This window comes from Acinetobacter legionensis, assembly GCF_048552295.1.
Lineage (GTDB): Bacteria > Pseudomonadota > Gammaproteobacteria > Pseudomonadales > Moraxellaceae > Acinetobacter.
This window is the reverse complement of sequence record NZ_JBIMCW010000012.1, coordinates 114,574-131,506: the sequence shown is the minus strand read 5'-3', so window position 1 is coordinate 131,506 and position 16,933 is coordinate 114,574. Positions and strand designations below refer to the sequence as shown.

The following is a 16,933-nucleotide window of genomic DNA, read 5'->3' as shown; positions in this document are numbered from 1 at the left end:
GACCAGCTACCACAACAAAATAAGGTAGCTTAACTAGAGCAGAGTATCACTTATAAATAAGCTTTTAGTTGTTCAAACATGTGGGACCACCTCTGAAAACCCTGATTTTCCAGATATTCACCCACACAGTGAAGAACAAATTATGATTTGGGGCGTAGTTACTTATATTCTTAAAAAATTAAAATGATCATTAAAAGTGGCAGCACTGGTTTATGCTAATCATCTTAAAGTTTCATTTGCGATACTCTTGTAAGCCAATACTCACTAAAAATAGGTTAAAAAAATAATTGTTATGATTGAATCATTAAGACGCCTAGCACTCTCTCATCAGGGTCTAATTTCACCTACTTCGTTCGGTACAGGGTTATCTGGAACACGCCATGCCATTGAACATCTTGGCTATGTCCAGATTGATACAATTTCAGTAGTAGAACGTGCCCACCATCATATTTTATGGAACCGTGTTCCGGATTATCAACAAAGCCATTTAAATCAACTGATCAAACAACAACATATTTTTGAATATTGGTTTCATGCAGCATCTTATTTACCGATGCAGGATTATCGCTATGCACTTCCTCATATGACATCGATTAGAAATGGAGAGCATCGTTATTTTAAGCACGGTGATCAAGCTTTTATGAATGAGATTCTGGCTCGGGCGAAAGCTGAAGGCAGTATTCGATTACGTAGCATTGAACAAGGCAATAAGCAAAATTCGGGGGACTGGTGGAACTCAAGTTTAGCGCGTCGTTCTATTGAACAATTGTTTATGCAAGGCGATTTGATGATTTCTGAACGTAATGGTATGGAAAAAGTCTATCAACTGACTGAATATTGTATTCCAAGTCAGCTTGATCTGAGTGTTCCTACATTAGAGGAATATGCCCACTACTTGTTCAATACCACGCTTCGTGCACATGGCGTGTTTACATGGAAGCAATTGTTGCATTTAAAAGTTGGACAAAAGATCCGTAAGGCAATGCGTGACATTGTCAATGAAAAATTAGATGCGGGTGTAATCACCACTTTAGCTCAATTAGGCAGTAGGGACAAAGATAGTCAAAATCTTTATATCCCAACCGATGCCTTAGAACGGATCCCGACTATTGAGTTGAAAGTCAAACTTCTCTCTCCTTTTGACAATCTGGTGATACATCGTGAACGTCTAAATACCCTGTTTAAATTTGATTATCGATTGGAATGTTATGTGACGCCACCTAAACGTATATTTGGTTATTTTTGTCTACCTATTTTATATGGGGATCAAATTGTGGGACGTATAGATTGCAAAGCACATCGGGCAAAAAATCAATTTGAAGTCATCAGCCTACATTTTGAACCCTATCATCTTAATCATACTATTGCGGATCCAGCGCATTTTTTTAGCACACTAAACACTGAAATACACCATTTTGCCCAATTTAATCAATGTATAAATATAAATGAAGGTCTTCATAAAATTCTTGATCATAGCAAGAAACAATTCAAGTGATAGGTAACGTAAGCTTAAAATCAAAATGCTTTAAAAGCATAATAAAGTCAAACCACTTAATTATTCATACAATTGATTTGCATCAAGTCATTGATCATCAATAAAGCTTATGTTTTGTATGAAGTTTTTTGGTTATGAATAAGTTTTTGTATTATTGAATTCTAGAGGATTATCCTGCCGTGGAGCGACATAAATATCGCCTATCGTTGTAAGGTGGGAATGCGATGGTACAGGACGTTCCCTTGCACAACATAAGCAAAACAAAGCACGGCTTTGTTTGCAGTGCAAGGTTTATTATCTTTTGGAGGCATCGCCTACGCAAATTAAATTTAAACTTCCCCCTCTAATATGTAGCTGTATATATTCTTGTGTATGCGTTTTTTACAGGTTAACTCTATCTAAATCTAAAATGACAAAACACCTAAGTTGAGGCGTTTTGTCATTAAAAGCTACGATTGAGTTTAGTTCAAAGCCCTATTTTTGCTGAGGCTTGTGTTGGTTTTGCTGATTTTGTTGAGCTTGTTGGTTGGATTGTTGCTTTTGCTGGTTTTGTTGATTTGATTGTTGATCTTGCTGACTGTGTTGCTTCTGCTGTTGATTAGATTGATTGGGCTGACCTTGTTGGTCGTTCTGCTGATTCTGTTGTTGATTAGCCATTTTCATATCCATCCTTTTCAATATTGGGATATGCCGTACAAATCTACGACAACTGTTAATTTAGCCCTTTCAGTTTTCTATACAAGGATTGAGATGTTTCATTTTTCGACATTGTAAGTTGCAATTTAAGATATACCTTTTAAAAGAATCACTTCTCTATTCAGCATTTTTACCTAAATTACTTAAACCACTACGAAGCTCAACAGTGCTTATTAAGTTTTGTATCTCGCCAATCCCTTTATTGAAATCATCCCGTCCAAATGATGAATAAATCCACATTTGATTTGAATTTATTTTAAACATCTTTTAATATTTAACTTGAATTTGTAACTTTTTCAAGATATCTCATGAGTGAACAAATTTTTGCTTTGATCGACATTAACAATTGTTATGTCAGTTGCGAACGCGTATTTAACCCCAGTTTAAATAACAAACCAGTTGTCGTATTAAGCAATAATGATGGTTGTGTCGTTTCACGAAGCAACGAAGCCAAGGCGTTAAATATAGATATGGCTATCCCTTGGCATGAAGTTGAACAACAAGCCCAAAAAGCCGGAGTACTCGCCTTTTCAAGTAACTATGCTTTATATGGTGATTTTTCAGATCGTTTTTTTAAAATTTTAAAGATTTTTTTTAAAGATGAGGATTTGGAAGCCTACTCTATTGATGAGTGTTTTATCAATCTCAGTTCCTATCAAGACTTATTCGTTCTACAGGATTACTGTAGAAAACTCATCGAAACCATCCAAAAATGGCTTGGTCTACCCTGTTGTATTGGTATTGGCTATAGTAAAACCCAAGCAAAGCTTGCCAATAGTTTTGCCAAGAAACGGCGCGGCTTTGATAGTGTCTGTGACCTGACTGGTTTAGATTTGTGCAGTTTTGAAAGTTTACTACTTGAAACCAGTGTCGCTGAGGTCTGGTGTGTTGGACGTAAAACCAGCAAACGGTTACAAGCTTATAATATTTATAATTGCTATGACTTAACTTTTGCCAATGAACATTACCTTGCACGCGAGTTTTCAGTGGTCATTGGACGCACCATTCGTGAGCTAAAAGGTCAATCCTGTATTGCTTTGGACGATGCAGACATTCCCTCAAAACGTATCCTTTCGTCACGCAGTTTTGCATCTGCTCTAAATAATGTTGAGATTATTAAACAAGCCATTATTTTCCATGTCAATCGTGCACATCAACGACTAAGCAAGCAACGCCAACTGTGTGCAGTTGTGCATGTTTCCTTATATGAAAAAGTTGCTCAAGCACCCTATAAAAAGGCACAAAGTAGTGTCATTGGCTTGATGTATGCAACAGACGATTTGATGATTTTAACCAAGTCAGCATTACAGCAAATTGATGTTTTATTTAAAGAAAATTTAAAGTATGTAAAAGTCGCCGTCATGTTCTCAGCACTGCATGGCAAAAGCCAGCACATCAATGACTTATGGCATCCTGTAGACTTTATTCAGCAACGTGATCAACTGATGGATACACTCTCCAGTATGAAACAACGCTTTGGCTCAGACTGTATTCAAGTAGGTTATCATTCCGACAAAGAAACATGGAAAATGCGTCAGCAAAATCGTTCTCCAAGCTATACAACACGTTGTAGTGACATCTTATGTATTGATGATAGCCATATGGCTGTTACACAAATCAAATGAATAGTTTTGGTCACTCAGTTTAAAATGAAGTCTCTGTAAAACATCTGCTAAAAATGTCATATTTTAACATTGCCATTTACAGACAAAATTAACATTATATAGCCCATACAAGGCACTGCGTTTCCACGACGATTCAAAGAAAATATAAAGTATTTGTGGAAAAATATGCCATAATATGCAAACTTTGCAGACATCTTGCAATTTTTTTTGCGACTTTTGAATTGGAGCACTCTCAATGAGTTCGACCATTTTGGTCATTCACGGACCAAACTTAAACTTGCTAGGAAAGCGCGAACCTGAGGTCTATGGTCACCTCACATTGGATGACATTAACCAACAACTGAGTCTCCAAGCACGACAAGCTAATATGAGTTTAGATACTTTTCAAAGCAACTGGGAAGGAGCTGTGGTCGATCGTATTCACCAAGCACAACAAGACGGCATAAAATTTATCATTATTAATCCTGCCGCGCTGACCCATACCTCAGTTGCTGTACGTGATGCTCTACTTGGCGTTGCGATTCCATTTATTGAGGTACACCTTTCTAATGTTCATGCACGTGAAGCATTTAGACATCATTCTTATTTATCAGATAAAGCTGTTGGCGTCATTTGTGGTTTAGGTGCCAAAGGCTATTCTTTTGCACTTGATTTCGCCATCGAAAAACTTAAATCTTCAACCCAATCATAATTTAGGAATACGAACCCATGGATATTCGCAAAATTAAAAAGCTCATCGATTTGATGATCGAATCTGATCTTCAAGCAATTGAAGTGAAAGAAGGCGATCAATCGATTGCTTTAACTCGCCGTAATCCTGTGGTTGCTGCTGGTGTAGCACCTATTGCCCTTCCAACCGCTGAAGCGCCTGTAGTTAAAGCTGCCTCTCGTGGTGCAGTAGAAACGTCTCCAATGGTTGGTGTGTTCTATTCAGCACCAAGTCCGGGTGAAGCACCATTTGTGAATATTGGTCAGACTGTTTCTGCGGGTGAAACTTTAGGTATCATCGAAGCAATGAAAATTATGAACCCTATTGAAGCAACTCAAAGTGGTGTAGTTGAAGAAATTTTAGTAAAAAATGGTGATGTAATCCAGTTCGGTCAACCTTTATTTCGCTACCGCGCGTAATACCTCGGGGGTTGATATGTTGCAAAAAGTTTTAATTGCAAACCGAGGTGAAATTGCATTACGCATCACTCGTGCTTGTAAAACTTTGGGAATCAAAACTGTCGGAATCTACTCAGATGCTGATAAAGATTTGATGCATTTACGTTTTTGTGATGAAGCCGTATGTATAGGTCCTGGCGCAAGTAGTGAAAGCTATTTAAATATTCCAGCCATTATTACCGCAGCAGAAATTACAGGCGCAGATGCCATCCATCCAGGTTATGGTTTCTTATCTGAAAATGCTGAATTTGCAGAAATTGTAGAAAACTCAGGATTTATTTTCATTGGACCTCGTCCCGAACACATTCGTCTGATGGGAAATAAAGTTTCCGCAATTACGGCGATGCGTAAAGCAGGTGTTCCAACAGTTCCTGGTTCTGCTCATGCGGTCACACCAAACAATGCATTGGCTGAAGCCAAAGAAATTGGTTTCCCATTGATTGTAAAAGCTGCTTCAGGCGGTGGTGGGCGTGGGATGCGTATTGTTGAGCGTGTTGATACATTACTTGAATCTGTTCAAGCTGCACAACGTGATGCTGAAATGTGGTTCGGGGATGATACGGTTTATATGGAGCGTTTCCTACAAAAACCACGTCATGTTGAAGTACAAGTTTTAGCCGATGGTAATGGCCAAGCGATTCATTTATATGACCGTGACTGCTCTTTACAGCGTCGCCATCAAAAAGTGCTTGAAGAAGCACCTGCACCAGGTTTACCAGAAGAAGCGCGTGCACATATTCTTGAAGCTTGTGTCAATGCATGTAAGTTGATGCAATACCGTGGTGCTGGTACTTTTGAGTTCTTATTTGAAGATGGTGAGTTCTTCTTTATCGAGATGAATACTCGTGTTCAAGTTGAGCATCCGGTGACTGAACAAGTGACTGGTGTTGATATTATTGAACAGCAATTACGTATCGCTGCAGGTCTAGGTTTAAATCTTCAACAAGAAGACATTAAAATCGAAGGTCATGCGATTGAATGCCGTATCAATGCAGAAGATCCGTCAACCTTCTTACCATCACCAGGTAAAATTGAATCATTCTATGCGCCAGGCGGTGCGGGTATCCGTTTAGATTCTCATATCTATCAAGGCTATAGCATTCCTCCGTATTATGACTCAATGATCGCAAAGTTGATTTCTTATGGTAAAGATCGTGAAACCGCGATTGCCCGTATGAAACAAGCCTTGGATGAGATGATCTTAACTGGAATTAAAACCAATATTCCATTACATAAAGATCTGATTCTTGAAGATAAAAACTTCTGTTCACAAGCAATGGATATTCACTACCTTGAAAAACACTTATTAAAACAAGTTCAAGGACATGAAAAAGAAGCTTAATATACATTCTCTAATCCCGTAAAAATCCAATAAAAAACCTCTGTAAAATCAGAGGTTTTTCATTTTAAAGCAAATGCTTCATTACTTAGACAAGCATTGATGCTTTAAATCGACTTAAGGCAAGACTCTGCGTAAAGTAGCAAAGCACTGATCCCCTTTGTCAGAAATACAAAAATTCAAGGTGTTCTTATTAATCCACTTCACAAAATATTGGGTAACTTCACCAGACTGATCTTCTTTACGTCCTGAGCAATCTGTTTCATTATTTTCATAGCGAATTTGCATGATTAATGCAGGTGGCTTTTCCAACGTATTATCCGGTGAAGGTTGATAATCAAACAGACCAGTTGACCACTCTTTGGCACTATTCACCACCACTTCATTGGAACCACGGAAATTATAATATTCTGTACATTTCTTATTTTCTGGAATTTCCATACCCCATAAGCCTAAAATTTCAGGGCGAGTATTTATACGAATTGTGCTTGTGGTATTGGTTGCAGCCACAGTCGTAGGATTGGTTGCTTGAGGTTGAACTGTTTCAGCTCTCACAAAAGGTGAAAGGCTAAGCAATAAAGAAATTATAAGTGCTGTTTTTTTCATACCAAGTCTGTATGTAATATTTCATCAGACATAAATTAGCATAGATTTAGAATAAAACATGTAAAATTAACCATATATGAACAATCTTTCTTGTGTAATCTATGCAAAAAACATTTTTGTGACGAGCCCGAATTAAGGTAACTAAAACTATTGATTTATCGATACAAATAGATATGATTACTGATTAATACCTTAGCAGAGCCAGATAAAATATTGGCTTAGAGATTAATCCCTCTTTAGAATAGGTTAGTAAATTGCCTCGAGCTCTCGCATATTTAAGTCAAGTGCTTAAAGACAACATCTCTGCATTTTTTATTATTGCAATGATTATTTTTGTCTGTGCATTGGCTGGAATATTGGGTAGACCCTTATCTTTTCTTGCCATTTTTTGGCCCGCAAATGCTGTTTTACTTGGGCTCTTTTTAAGGTTTCATCGCTTAAAAAATATAGGTGGATGGATTGGTGCATTTATCGCATTTATGCTTGCAGATCTGCTTACTGGCAATTCATTTTTAATCACCTTCTTTCTGACTTTAGCCAATCTAACTCACGCCGTGGTCACATTAGGCCTGATTCGTTTTTTTAAACTAGATTATAAACAATATAATAAAGGTCTAACATTTTTATACTTATTTGCAATCAGTGCCTTTGGCGGTTGTTTAGCCTCGCCAATCGTCGCAAGTTTAACTGTCCCTTATTTACCAAACACCTTTATGATTATGGATAGAATCTGGGTCGATTTTGGTATGTGGTGGACGGGTGAAATCCTCAATGTTATTGCCTTTTTACCGATTATATTGGCAATCCCAGATAAAAAAGCCATTCAAAACCATATCCAACAATTTAAACAACAGCCTTTTCAATACGAAAAATTTCTTCCGCTATTAGGCGTGATTTTCTCCGTCATTCTGACTCATTTTTTTCTGGGTCCAGGTGCAATCATGTTCCCAATTGCAGCGCTAGTCTGGGCTGCACTAAGCTATAATTTATTTTTTGTCTCTATCATTAACTGTATAGTGTGTATGCTGCTCTATAATGCATTGACTGCATATTATATTGCTCAGTCACCCGATGCCTATTTGGGTACCACACTGTCTGTACGCATCGGTTTAATGATGCTGGCTTTGGGGCCTTTAACCCTCGCTATTATCAGTTTAAATCGACAAAAGCTTTATCACCAAATCTTATACTTAGCCAATCATGATGGCCTCACCACCACACTAAATCGTCGTTATTTCTATGAAGAAAGTGAACGCACCATTGCTGAGGATGTTGAAAAACAACAAGCACACAGTGTCACAATTTTGGTTTTAGATTTAGATCATTTTAAAAAAATTAATGATCAATATGGCCATGTGATCGGCGATTATGTTTTGCAAGAGTTTACCCATCAAGTCAAAGCACAAATTCGCACGAATGATCTATTTGGTCGCTTAGGTGGCGAAGAGTTTGCTATATTATTAAAAGATCTATCTTTAGATCAAAGTATTGCCATTGCACAAAGAATTTGTAATAGCGTTTTCAATACCCCGATTCATTTAGATGATCAACGTAGCTTAAATATCAGCGTCAGTATTGGCTTAAGTTATCAGACTTTACCCTATTGCATACCTTTTCAACAGCTGATAAAACGAGCTGATGATGCTTTGTATTTAGCCAAGGAAAAAGGTAGAAATCAGCTTTGTTTAGAAAAAACCATCGAACAAAACCAAAACATATTTGCCCAATAACTCAAAACAGCAAGGAAAAGCTATGAAGTTTTCAGAATATATTCAATATGATGGTATCGGTTTAGCACAACTTGTAAAAAACAAGGAAGTACAAGCACATGAATTATTAGAAATCGCAATTCAACGTGCTGAACAAGTTAATCCTAAAATTAATGCGATCGTTATTCCGATTTATGAACATGCATTAAAAAACACCCAAAATTATGCGACTGGTCCCTTTTCAGGTGTACCATTTTTACTCAAAGATCTACATCAAGAATATGCAGGTGTCGCAACTTCATTTGGTTCCAAATCGTTTAAAAATGCGCAATATATTGCTAAAGAAAATTCAGAAATCGTCAATCGCTGGGTGAAATCTGGGGTAGTCACTTTCGGATTAACCAATTCGCCTGAATTTGGCATTAAAGGTATCACTGAACCTGAAGCTTGGGGCAGTTGCAAAAATCCATGGAATTTAAAACACAATAGTGGCGGCTCTTCTGGAGGTTCCGCTTCTGGGGTTGCAGCAGGTATCGTACCGATTGCGGGTGCAAGTGATGGAGGTGGCTCTATCCGAATCCCAGCTTCATATTGTGGCCTATTTGGCTTAAAGCCAAGTCGTGGACGTACGCCTTGGGGACCTGAAATCAGTGAAGCAATGCATGGTGCTGCGATGCAACATGTTTTGTGCAAATCAGTCCGTGATAGTGCAGCCATGTTAGATGCCACTCAAGGCTCAGATCGCACTGCTCTTTTCAACATCCAAAGCCCGACTGAACGCTACTTAGACATCATTGAAAAAGCTCCAAAGCGTCTGCGAATTGGTTTTTCCACTGTTTCCCCAATTGGAACCAAAGTTTCAAAAGATGCAGTTCAAGCTATCCAAAAGACTAGCAAACTTTTAGAATCTTTAGGACATATTGTTGAAGAGGCAACGCCTCAAATTGACGGTATGTCTCTTGCCAAAGACTTTATTACCACATGGTTTAGTCAATGCGCTTATACGGTCAATCAAGTCAAACAGAAATTTGGTGCAACAGATCAAGATTTTGAATTAGATACACTGGCAATTGCCGCATTTGGGGCCAAGGCTTCTGCTGTGGACTATATTAACAACCTCAATAACTGGGGTGTTTATGTTGCAAAAATGAACCATTTCTTTGAGCATTATGACTTATTTTTGATCCCGTCTACAGCCTCAGTAGCACCGAAAAATGGTGAGGTAAAAACACCATCTTGGCAGGTTCCGATTTTAAAAGCCTTGCTCAAAGTTGATCAAGCCCACTTACTGGCAAAAGGTAAGTTAGTTGAGCAAATGATTAAAAATAATTTGCAGTGGGTTCCATTTACTCAATTGGCCAATATCACGGGCTTACCAGCCATGTCAGTACCTTTATATTGGAATAAAGATAATCTACCTTTAGGTTCACAATTTATTGCCCCTTTTGGACGTGAGGATGTGTTATTACAACTGGCGGCACAATTAGAGCAGGCGCAACCTTGGGCATCTAAATATCAAAGCATTCTATTATAAATTTTATCTGCTTGAATATTCCCATTAAACATCGGGTACTGATGTGAATATTTATTTCAGAATAAGGCTTATTTTAGAGCTGATTATTAGATTTTGAGTTACTAAAAAATGAGCATTCAATACTCAGTCATATTTTGAACTAGTATGCAATGAGTTGCTTTTATGTTGATGAATTATACATGATCGGGCTATTGCGTGGCGACGGCTCTCGCCCATTGAGCGTGGGAATGCGGGGGTTACAGGACGTACCCTTCGCACAACATGAGCAAAAACAAAGTATAGCTTTGTTTGCAGTGCGAGGTTTGGCATCCCTTGCCAAAAGTGAGGCATCGACTACGTGAACCTATTTAAGCGCCAATAGTAAAGTAGGGCATTGTAAGCTTTTCAATCATAAATATTCATTTCCATAGAGAAGTATAAGTTCCAAGTTATAAAGTTTACTTTTGTAAGATAAATCATATAATTCGTATATTTATTAGGTTTCTTTCACAAGTCTTTTTAAAAGCATAAATCGATGTAAAAGCACCCTCATCCTAGCCTTCCTCCCAAAGGAAGGAAGAAGTTTCATACTAATATGATTTAATTCAAATGATCATCTTCAAGCTACAAAAGAGACCTAATCAAAATTTAGAGTAATAATCAATTAGATAGATATAAAAACCTGCATTACGCTAAAGTTAAAAGACTTTAGCATTTTTTTGCATAAGCAAATCAACAATCAAGACAACCACTTATACAAAAAAGTCATAAGATATGCCTGTTTTTTGATATCTGGCAATATAAGTCATGTTTGGTCCTGTTGAGTTTATTCTAGCTGGCGTTTTAGTCGGCTTCTGTGTAGGTATTACTGGTGTAGGCGGTGGTTCACTTATGACCCCCATCTTGATTAGTTTATTTCGAATAGAACCACACATCGCAATCGGAACAGACCTACTTTATGCAGCTATTTCTAAATTTTGTGGCTCAATGGTTCACGCTAAAAAACTGAATATCGTTTGGCCGATTGTTCTCTGGTTAGCTTTAGGCAGTGTCCCTGCTTCATTTATCACCCATTGGGTTTTAGACAATTATCTCAGCAGTTCAACGCACTACAAAGCCATTTTAACCATGGTGTTAGGCTTTATGCTGACCATAACAGGCTTGTCTATCGTGTTCCGTTCTAGAATTGAAAAATTCTTTGCCAAATTTCGTGCAGAAAAGCAAGATTTTCATGAAGCCAATAATTTCAACATTGAAGGCAAACGCACTTATGTGGTGATTATGGGGATTGTACTGGGTGTGTTTGTGACCCTTTCTTCTGTAGGTGCTGGCGCATTTGGTATCATGGCACTGATCCTCATGTTTCCAAATTTACCCATGATTCGTATCATTGGTTCTGATGTTGTACATGCTGTTTTATTAACCTCTGTTGCTGGATTTGCACATATGACATCTGGCAATGTAGATTTTCATCTGCTTGGATGGTTGTTGGTGGGCTCAATTCCTGCAATTGTGGTGGGAACCTTAATCAGTTCTAAAATGCCAGAAAAAATGATTCGCAAGGTTTTGGGGATCACCCTATTTGCCTTGGGTATTAACTTTATCTTAAACCCAGTTAAATCCAAACCTGTAGAAAAACCACAGGCTGCAATGGTGACGCCATCCGTCCAACAACCACAGGTTTAAAATTAAGCTTTTATTAATAACTAATAGTTATGAATTGACCGCAAAGTTTTAATGATTTATTTATGACAAAACTTCGGCCAATTCGTGTTATATTCTGACCACTAAAAATACTTTCTGTATGTTTCTAATACCCAGTGACGGCAATGAATACATTAAATTCAAATCCAATTACTCAATCAGATATTGATGACGTGAATGTCCAAAGCATTCAAACGCTGGTAACCCCAGCGGAACTTAAAGCTGAATTACCATTAAATGAAAATGCCTACCAAACTGTACTTCATGGTCGGGAAACTGTTCGTAATATTTTAGATGGTAAAGATAAACGTCTATTTGTTGTGATTGGCCCTTGTTCTATTCATGACCCTGTTGCAGCACATGATTATGCAAATCGTTTAAAAGTATTAAGTGAAAAAGTAAAAGATACTTTATATATCATCATGCGTGTTTATTTTGAAAAACCTCGTACCACCGTTGGCTGGAAAGGTTTGATCAATGATCCAGATATGAATGATTCTTTTAATATTGAAAAAGGTCTACGTTTAGGGCGCAAACTATTGCTTGAGTTAAACGATAAAGGCTTACCTTGTGCAACTGAAGCGCTTGACCCAAACTCACCACAATATTACCAAGATCTTATTTCATGGTCTGCAATTGGTGCACGTACAACGGAAAGCCAAACACATCGCGAAATGTCTTCTGGTCTTTCGTCACCTGTAGGCTTTAAAAATGGTACAGATGGTGGTTTAACCGTTGCAACCAATGCTATGCAGTCTGTTAAACATGGTCATAGTTTCTTGGGTTTAAATAACGAAGGCCAAGTTTCAGTGATTCGTACTAGTGGTAACCCTTATGCACACGTTGTATTACGTGGCGGTAATGGTAAGCCGAACTATGATGCGGGTTCTGTTGCTGAAGCGGAAAATGCATTAGCAAAAGCCAAAGTCAGCAATAAAATCATGATTGATACCAGTCATGCCAACTCAAATAAAGATCCGTATTTACAACCGCTTGTGTTGAAAAATATCACCGAACAGATTTTAGATGGCAACAAATCTATTGTCGGCATTATGGTTGAAAGCCATATCAAAGGTGGGCGCCAAGATATTCCTGAAAATCTGGCTCATTTAGAATATGGTAAATCTGTGACTGATGGCTGTATCGATTGGGAAACCACTGAAAAAGCACTTCTGGAAATGGATGCAGCTTTAAAAGAAATTTTACCAAATCGTTAATTAATATAAAAACGCCATCTACATAGATGGCGTTTTTGTTTATGATGTTATTAAACATTTTCTGTAAGAATGCTATGAACGAACTTGAACAAGAACTCTGTCAAATCGCAAACTTCCAGTTTGTCCACGAACATTTACTGACTTCAGGTCAGCCGAGTGCTGAACAACTGAAACAGATTAAAGAATACGGCGTAGATACAATCATCAATCTGGCATTTACAGATGCCAGCTTACACCTTGAACATGAAGATAAAATCTGTGCTGAGTTTGGACTCAACTACATTCAAATTCCAATCCATTGGGATACACCAGCAGATGATCAATGCTTATTTGTGTTAGATTTGATCGCGCATTTGGTACAGGAAAAAATCGTTTGGGTACATTGTGCGAAGAATATGCAGGTGAGTTGTTTGATGTATTTATATCGCCAATATTATATGGATATCGATATGCCAGCCGCACAAGAGTTGATGCATCAAATTTGGGAACCCAATGAAACTTGGACTGGTTTAATACATGCTGTTGCCTTACAACTACAAGGGCGTAAAGCCACTGAAGATTTACAACACTCTTTGATGAATGCGGATCAGTTTTCTTAAACCAGCCTAACAACATTTCAATCATTGATGTATTTAAGTAAAATCATCAACATGAACAAAAATAAGCGCCTTATGGCGCTTATTTTATTGTGATAACTTAATGTTTGATTTGCTTATTTGATCAATGGTTACTTGATTAGAAGCTGCTTGATCAAAGCTAAATTTTCAGCACGGGTTGCAGCCAAAATCAAACTGTTATTGGCAGTAAGATTTGTCCATTTTTGATTCCCACCAGTACCGCAATTATAACTAATCAAACGTGCTCGGTTATTGCTTAAATAACCATATTCCAAATCAAAACATTTTGAACCTTGCTCGATACGTTGCAGTGTGGCATTCATCGCCCACACTTGGCTTGCTGCATCATGGTTACATGAGCTTAGATTAATCACCCCACCCTGATTGGCTAAACACTGATCCATATATTTTTTGCTGTGGATTTTACCCATTGCATCGTAGATCCACTGTTCAGTGTCATCACCCGTACAGCCACTCTTACCACTGATATAGGCATTCAATTTGCCATTAGCCAGTGTTTCAACTTTTAAACAATTTGTCCCATTTTTAATACTGGAAACATGGTTTAAATTGAAATCAGTACTTAGTTCCAACTTTGCCACAAACTGATTAAATGCCTCAATCGCTTCAACATTGCCACTTTCGAGATCAGTTCGATATGCATTTATCCAACGATTTAAACGATAAAGTTTAATTTGCTGTTGGGTATAACGAACCATTTCTGTCTGCGCGTCCGCTGACAATTCAGTTTTAAATTGACGATAAGAGTCAAATAATAAGCGTGAATCCGCATCTAGGCTGACCACCTCTTTACCTTTATTATTCAGCAAAGCTTGTTCGAGTTGTGGCATTTCAAGTGTTCTTAATGCCGAATACTCTGCTTCTTTACCAATAGAAACAAAAGGTGTCATTGCTTGTGTAGTGACTGGGATATTGATATTCGACAATTTCACTGCTTGCTGGCCTGCTTTTTGGCAGTAAAGATCAATATTTTGAGGGGCATCACTTTGCGCAAGATTGATATGGAACTTATTGGCATTGCTACCTGAGTTTACCCGTTGTGGTGCAAGTGCAATATTTTCTACTTTATTGACATACTGCACATTTAACCAACAATTTGCAGCAGTGCCAGCCGAGTTGGCCTGAGGTAGATTAAAGACATTGCCCCAATTACCTCGTGCTGCAGGATAAATAATCCCCACCTGATTGATTGGATCATAGCCACCTAAAATCGTATAAACAGGCACACTAAATAAACGTGGTTTTAAAAAGTTACCATCGGCACTGTTATACCAAACATTGCCTGAGTTTGGTGTTTTAGGTTGTGCATCTACCATTTCACGCGTTGCTGCATTCCATTTTTTATAACCTGTCGTAGAATTTGGATCCCAAACGTATTTATCAAAAGCAGGTTGAATTTTTAACCACATACTATAACCAGTATAGTGGGTATATTTGGAAATCGAGCTGGCGCTAGATCCACCACTCATGGCATCCCAACCATAAGCATAGAGATTTTGGAAGTTTGGTACACCATTACTACCATCACCTAAATTGGTATTGCCCCAATTTAAATTGCCACGCATTTTATTTCGAAATGCAATATATCCCCAGCCACTATCAGCATGATGTGCAGACCAGAAATAATTTGTAGGACTTCCACTTGTTTCGACTGAGCCAGGATAATGCCTTAAACCATAGTGATGCCCGATTTCATGGCTAAATTCATTCCCCACCGAATCGATCAATGTCAAAATACCATTTCCACCACTTAAGCCGTGATTGGACTCACCATTGGCATATTTACCTCTGGCATGATGAATCACCACACTTTGAGTCACTTGTGGTTGCTCTTGACTTTGCATCGATGAACTGGTAACACCCCAATTCGCTAAGTTAATTCCCACACTAAATGTTGATTTAGCAGTATTTTCACGCATATCTCCATCATAGACACCACCATTGGTTGCACTGACAGAATCGTAAATGACACCACTTGCAACCATGACCCGATTAAGCTTCATTTCATCGTATTTACTGACAATCATTTTTGCAGCAGGGATGGTTTGGAAATAATCGGTTCCTGCTTTTTCAGGTTCCAACAGCATATAGTGACCATTGGATTTAGGTGCATCAGTCAACAAACCTAAACGAATACTTTGCACTACCAACTCGCCTGGTGCTGCAAAATCAATATCTGCCCCAGCTAAAGAACCACTGCGATTGTTTACAGGATCTATAATACGGATGGATAATCCTGAACGTACCTCATCCCACTTTAATGCTACTGACCATGCCTGTTTAGAGTACATCACCCGCGCTCGATCATCCTGATTAGATTGATCGGAAGCAGCAAGACGCGAAGGCTCTTTTAGATTTACAGTACGTATCAGTTGGTTACCTTGATAGATTTCCGCTTGTAATTTATCAACATCTCCCATTGAAACTAAAGGTGTAACCAATAACAATGCATCTTTTTGCGTTGTTAAGCGTGGCATTTTATCCTGTTCATTATTCTTCGGATTTACCACATGGCTTTGGGCAAACTGTAGCATTGCAGCAAAGTCACCATTTAAATCATTGCGCAATAAGCGATTTCCACCCTGTGCATTAAAATCATAAAAGCCTAATACACTGCTTGAAATTTTATTTTTAACTGGTTCTGGATATTTTTCTACTATAGGTGGTGTTGTCCCTGTATTACCATTTGAACCACCCGAACCATTTTCAGGAGGCTGAGTCGTGCCACCGTTTGAACCGCCCGAACCATTCTCTGGAGGCAAAGTCGTACCGCTATTTGACCCCCCTGAACCGTTGTCTGGGGTTTCTGGTGTACCATCTCCAGGTAACTCATTTGTACCATCGCCAGGGTTTTGCGGTATATTCGATGGCTGATCATTTGTTGCATGGCTATCACTACCACCCCCACATGCGATAAGCATTGCTGAAAGCGTACAAATTGTTAAATATTTAAACCGTAATTGCATCACATATCTTCCCCATATTTATAACGACTTATCTCTATCCTTGGTTTTTGAGATTAAATTAAAATAATTATATATTTCAATAGTTTAAATATATCACACAGATTATAATCATGTGTTTTTTTATCTAAAAAATATAAAAAGGACAGATTGCCCTAAATTTTACTTTTATGGATTTATTGAGTCTTAGGTTGTTATTTATCGGCACCGTGGCGCTATCGCGTGGCGATTGGGGGTATCGCCCATTGTGTGTGGGTATGC

14 protein-coding genes are annotated in these 16,933 nt (G+C 38.2%); 11 read left to right on the top strand and 3 right to left on the bottom strand.

Annotated features, from left to right (window positions below):
* The first annotated feature begins 292 nt into the window (after positions 1–292).
* A complete protein-coding gene (locus tag ACG916_RS11560) occupies positions 293–1,495 on the top strand; it encodes a winged helix-turn-helix domain-containing protein (protein ID WP_419327317.1) in 1,203 nt (400 codons plus the stop codon).
* 474 nt (positions 1,496–1,969) lie between these two features.
* On the opposite strand, the gene ACG916_RS11555 is transcribed toward ACG916_RS11560, so the two are convergent.
* Positions 1,970–2,152: a hypothetical protein gene (locus ACG916_RS11555; RefSeq protein WP_336950896.1), complete on the bottom strand. Its 183-nt coding sequence runs from the start codon at positions 2,150–2,152 to the stop codon at positions 1,970–1,972.
* 347 nt (positions 2,153–2,499) lie between these two features.
* Here ACG916_RS11555 and ACG916_RS11550 point away from each other — a divergent pair, with 347 nt between their 5' ends.
* The 4 genes from ACG916_RS11550 to accC all read left to right on the top strand — a co-directional run bounded on the left by ACG916_RS11550 (position 2,500) and on the right by accC (position 6,325).
* Positions 2,500–3,816: a Y-family DNA polymerase gene (locus ACG916_RS11550; protein ID WP_336950895.1), complete on the top strand. Its 1,317-nt coding sequence runs from the start codon at positions 2,500–2,502 to the stop codon at positions 3,814–3,816.
* 235 nt (positions 3,817–4,051) lie between these two features.
* The gene (gene aroQ / locus ACG916_RS11545) at positions 4,052–4,507 is read left to right on the top strand and encodes a type II 3-dehydroquinate dehydratase (RefSeq protein ID WP_336950894.1); all 456 of its coding nucleotides are present in this window, start codon (positions 4,052–4,054) and stop codon (positions 4,505–4,507) included.
* A gap of 17 nt (positions 4,508–4,524) precedes the next feature.
* Positions 4,525–4,944 (top strand): acetyl-CoA carboxylase biotin carboxyl carrier protein, encoded by a 420-nt coding sequence (locus tag ACG916_RS11540; protein WP_336950893.1) that lies wholly within the window; start codon positions 4,525–4,527, stop codon positions 4,942–4,944.
* A gap of 16 nt (positions 4,945–4,960) precedes the next feature.
* Positions 4,961–6,325, top strand: coding sequence for an acetyl-CoA carboxylase biotin carboxylase subunit (gene accC / locus ACG916_RS11535; protein WP_336950892.1), 1,365 nt, complete (start codon positions 4,961–4,963; stop codon positions 6,323–6,325).
* A 114-nt stretch (positions 6,326–6,439) separates the two neighbouring features.
* On the opposite strand, the gene ACG916_RS11530 is transcribed toward accC, so the two are convergent.
* Positions 6,440–6,928 carry a hypothetical protein gene (locus ACG916_RS11530; RefSeq protein WP_336950891.1) on the bottom strand — a complete coding sequence of 163 codons (489 nt, stop codon included), beginning with the start codon at positions 6,926–6,928 and terminating at the stop codon, positions 6,440–6,442.
* A 254-nt stretch (positions 6,929–7,182) separates the two neighbouring features.
* Here ACG916_RS11530 and ACG916_RS11525 point away from each other — a divergent pair, with 254 nt between their 5' ends.
* The 6 genes from ACG916_RS11525 to ACG916_RS11500 all read left to right on the top strand — a co-directional run bounded on the left by ACG916_RS11525 (position 7,183) and on the right by ACG916_RS11500 (position 13,670).
* The gene (locus ACG916_RS11525) at positions 7,183–8,658 is read left to right on the top strand and encodes a GGDEF domain-containing protein (protein ID WP_336950890.1); all 1,476 of its coding nucleotides are present in this window, start codon (positions 7,183–7,185) and stop codon (positions 8,656–8,658) included.
* A 22-nt stretch (positions 8,659–8,680) separates the two neighbouring features.
* The gene (locus ACG916_RS11520) at positions 8,681–10,171 is read left to right on the top strand and encodes an amidase (protein WP_336950888.1); all 1,491 of its coding nucleotides are present in this window, start codon (positions 8,681–8,683) and stop codon (positions 10,169–10,171) included.
* Between the two features lie 179 nt (positions 10,172–10,350).
* Positions 10,351–10,512, top strand: coding sequence for a hypothetical protein (locus ACG916_RS11515; RefSeq protein WP_419327318.1), 162 nt, complete (start codon positions 10,351–10,353; stop codon positions 10,510–10,512).
* A gap of 445 nt (positions 10,513–10,957) precedes the next feature.
* A complete protein-coding gene (locus ACG916_RS11510) occupies positions 10,958–11,836 on the top strand; it encodes a sulfite exporter TauE/SafE family protein (protein WP_034615589.1) in 879 nt (292 codons plus the stop codon).
* Positions 11,837–11,979: 143 nt separating this feature from the next.
* Entirely contained in the window at positions 11,980–13,071 is a 1,092-nt protein-coding gene (locus tag ACG916_RS11505) for a 3-deoxy-7-phosphoheptulonate synthase (RefSeq protein ID WP_419327319.1), read from the top strand.
* Positions 13,072–13,145: 74 nt separating this feature from the next.
* Positions 13,146–13,670 carry a protein tyrosine phosphatase family protein gene (locus ACG916_RS11500; protein ID WP_419327363.1) on the top strand — a complete coding sequence of 175 codons (525 nt, stop codon included), beginning with the start codon at positions 13,146–13,148 and terminating at the stop codon, positions 13,668–13,670.
* A gap of 128 nt (positions 13,671–13,798) precedes the next feature.
* Here ACG916_RS11500 and ACG916_RS11495 read toward each other — a convergent pair whose 3' ends face one another.
* A complete protein-coding gene (locus ACG916_RS11495; protein WP_419327320.1) occupies positions 13,799–16,675 on the bottom strand; it encodes a M66 family metalloprotease in 2,877 nt (958 codons plus the stop codon).
* Positions 16,676–16,933 lie beyond the last annotated feature (258 nt).

Bases quoted from the DNA above. Each gene is read 5' to 3' on its own strand.
- ACG916_RS11520 (WP_336950888.1), top strand. From the start codon at position 8,681: ATGAAGTTTTCAGAATATATTCAATATGATGGTATCGGTTTAGCACAA.
- ACG916_RS11550 (WP_336950895.1), top strand. From the start codon at position 2,500: ATGAGTGAACAAATTTTTGCTTTGATCGACATTAACAATTGTTATGTC.
- ACG916_RS11540 (WP_336950893.1), top strand. From the start codon at position 4,525: ATGGATATTCGCAAAATTAAAAAGCTCATCGATTTGATGATCGAATCT.
- accC (WP_336950892.1), top strand. From the start codon at position 4,961: ATGTTGCAAAAAGTTTTAATTGCAAACCGAGGTGAAATTGCATTACGC.
- ACG916_RS11560 (WP_419327317.1), top strand. From the start codon at position 293: ATGATTGAATCATTAAGACGCCTAGCACTCTCTCATCAGGGTCTAATT.
- ACG916_RS11510 (WP_034615589.1), top strand. From the start codon at position 10,958: ATGTTTGGTCCTGTTGAGTTTATTCTAGCTGGCGTTTTAGTCGGCTTC.
- ACG916_RS11505 (WP_419327319.1), top strand. From the start codon at position 11,980: ATGAATACATTAAATTCAAATCCAATTACTCAATCAGATATTGATGAC.
- ACG916_RS11500 (WP_419327363.1), top strand. From the start codon at position 13,146: ATGAACGAACTTGAACAAGAACTCTGTCAAATCGCAAACTTCCAGTTT.
- ACG916_RS11555 (WP_336950896.1), bottom strand. From the start codon at position 2,152: ATGGCTAATCAACAACAGAATCAGCAGAACGACCAACAAGGTCAGCCC.
- aroQ (WP_336950894.1), top strand. From the start codon at position 4,052: ATGAGTTCGACCATTTTGGTCATTCACGGACCAAACTTAAACTTGCTA.
- ACG916_RS11530 (WP_336950891.1), bottom strand. From the start codon at position 6,928: ATGAAAAAAACAGCACTTATAATTTCTTTATTGCTTAGCCTTTCACCT.
- ACG916_RS11495 (WP_419327320.1), bottom strand. From the start codon at position 16,675: ATGCAATTACGGTTTAAATATTTAACAATTTGTACGCTTTCAGCAATG.
- ACG916_RS11515 (WP_419327318.1), top strand. From the start codon at position 10,351: ATGATCGGGCTATTGCGTGGCGACGGCTCTCGCCCATTGAGCGTGGGA.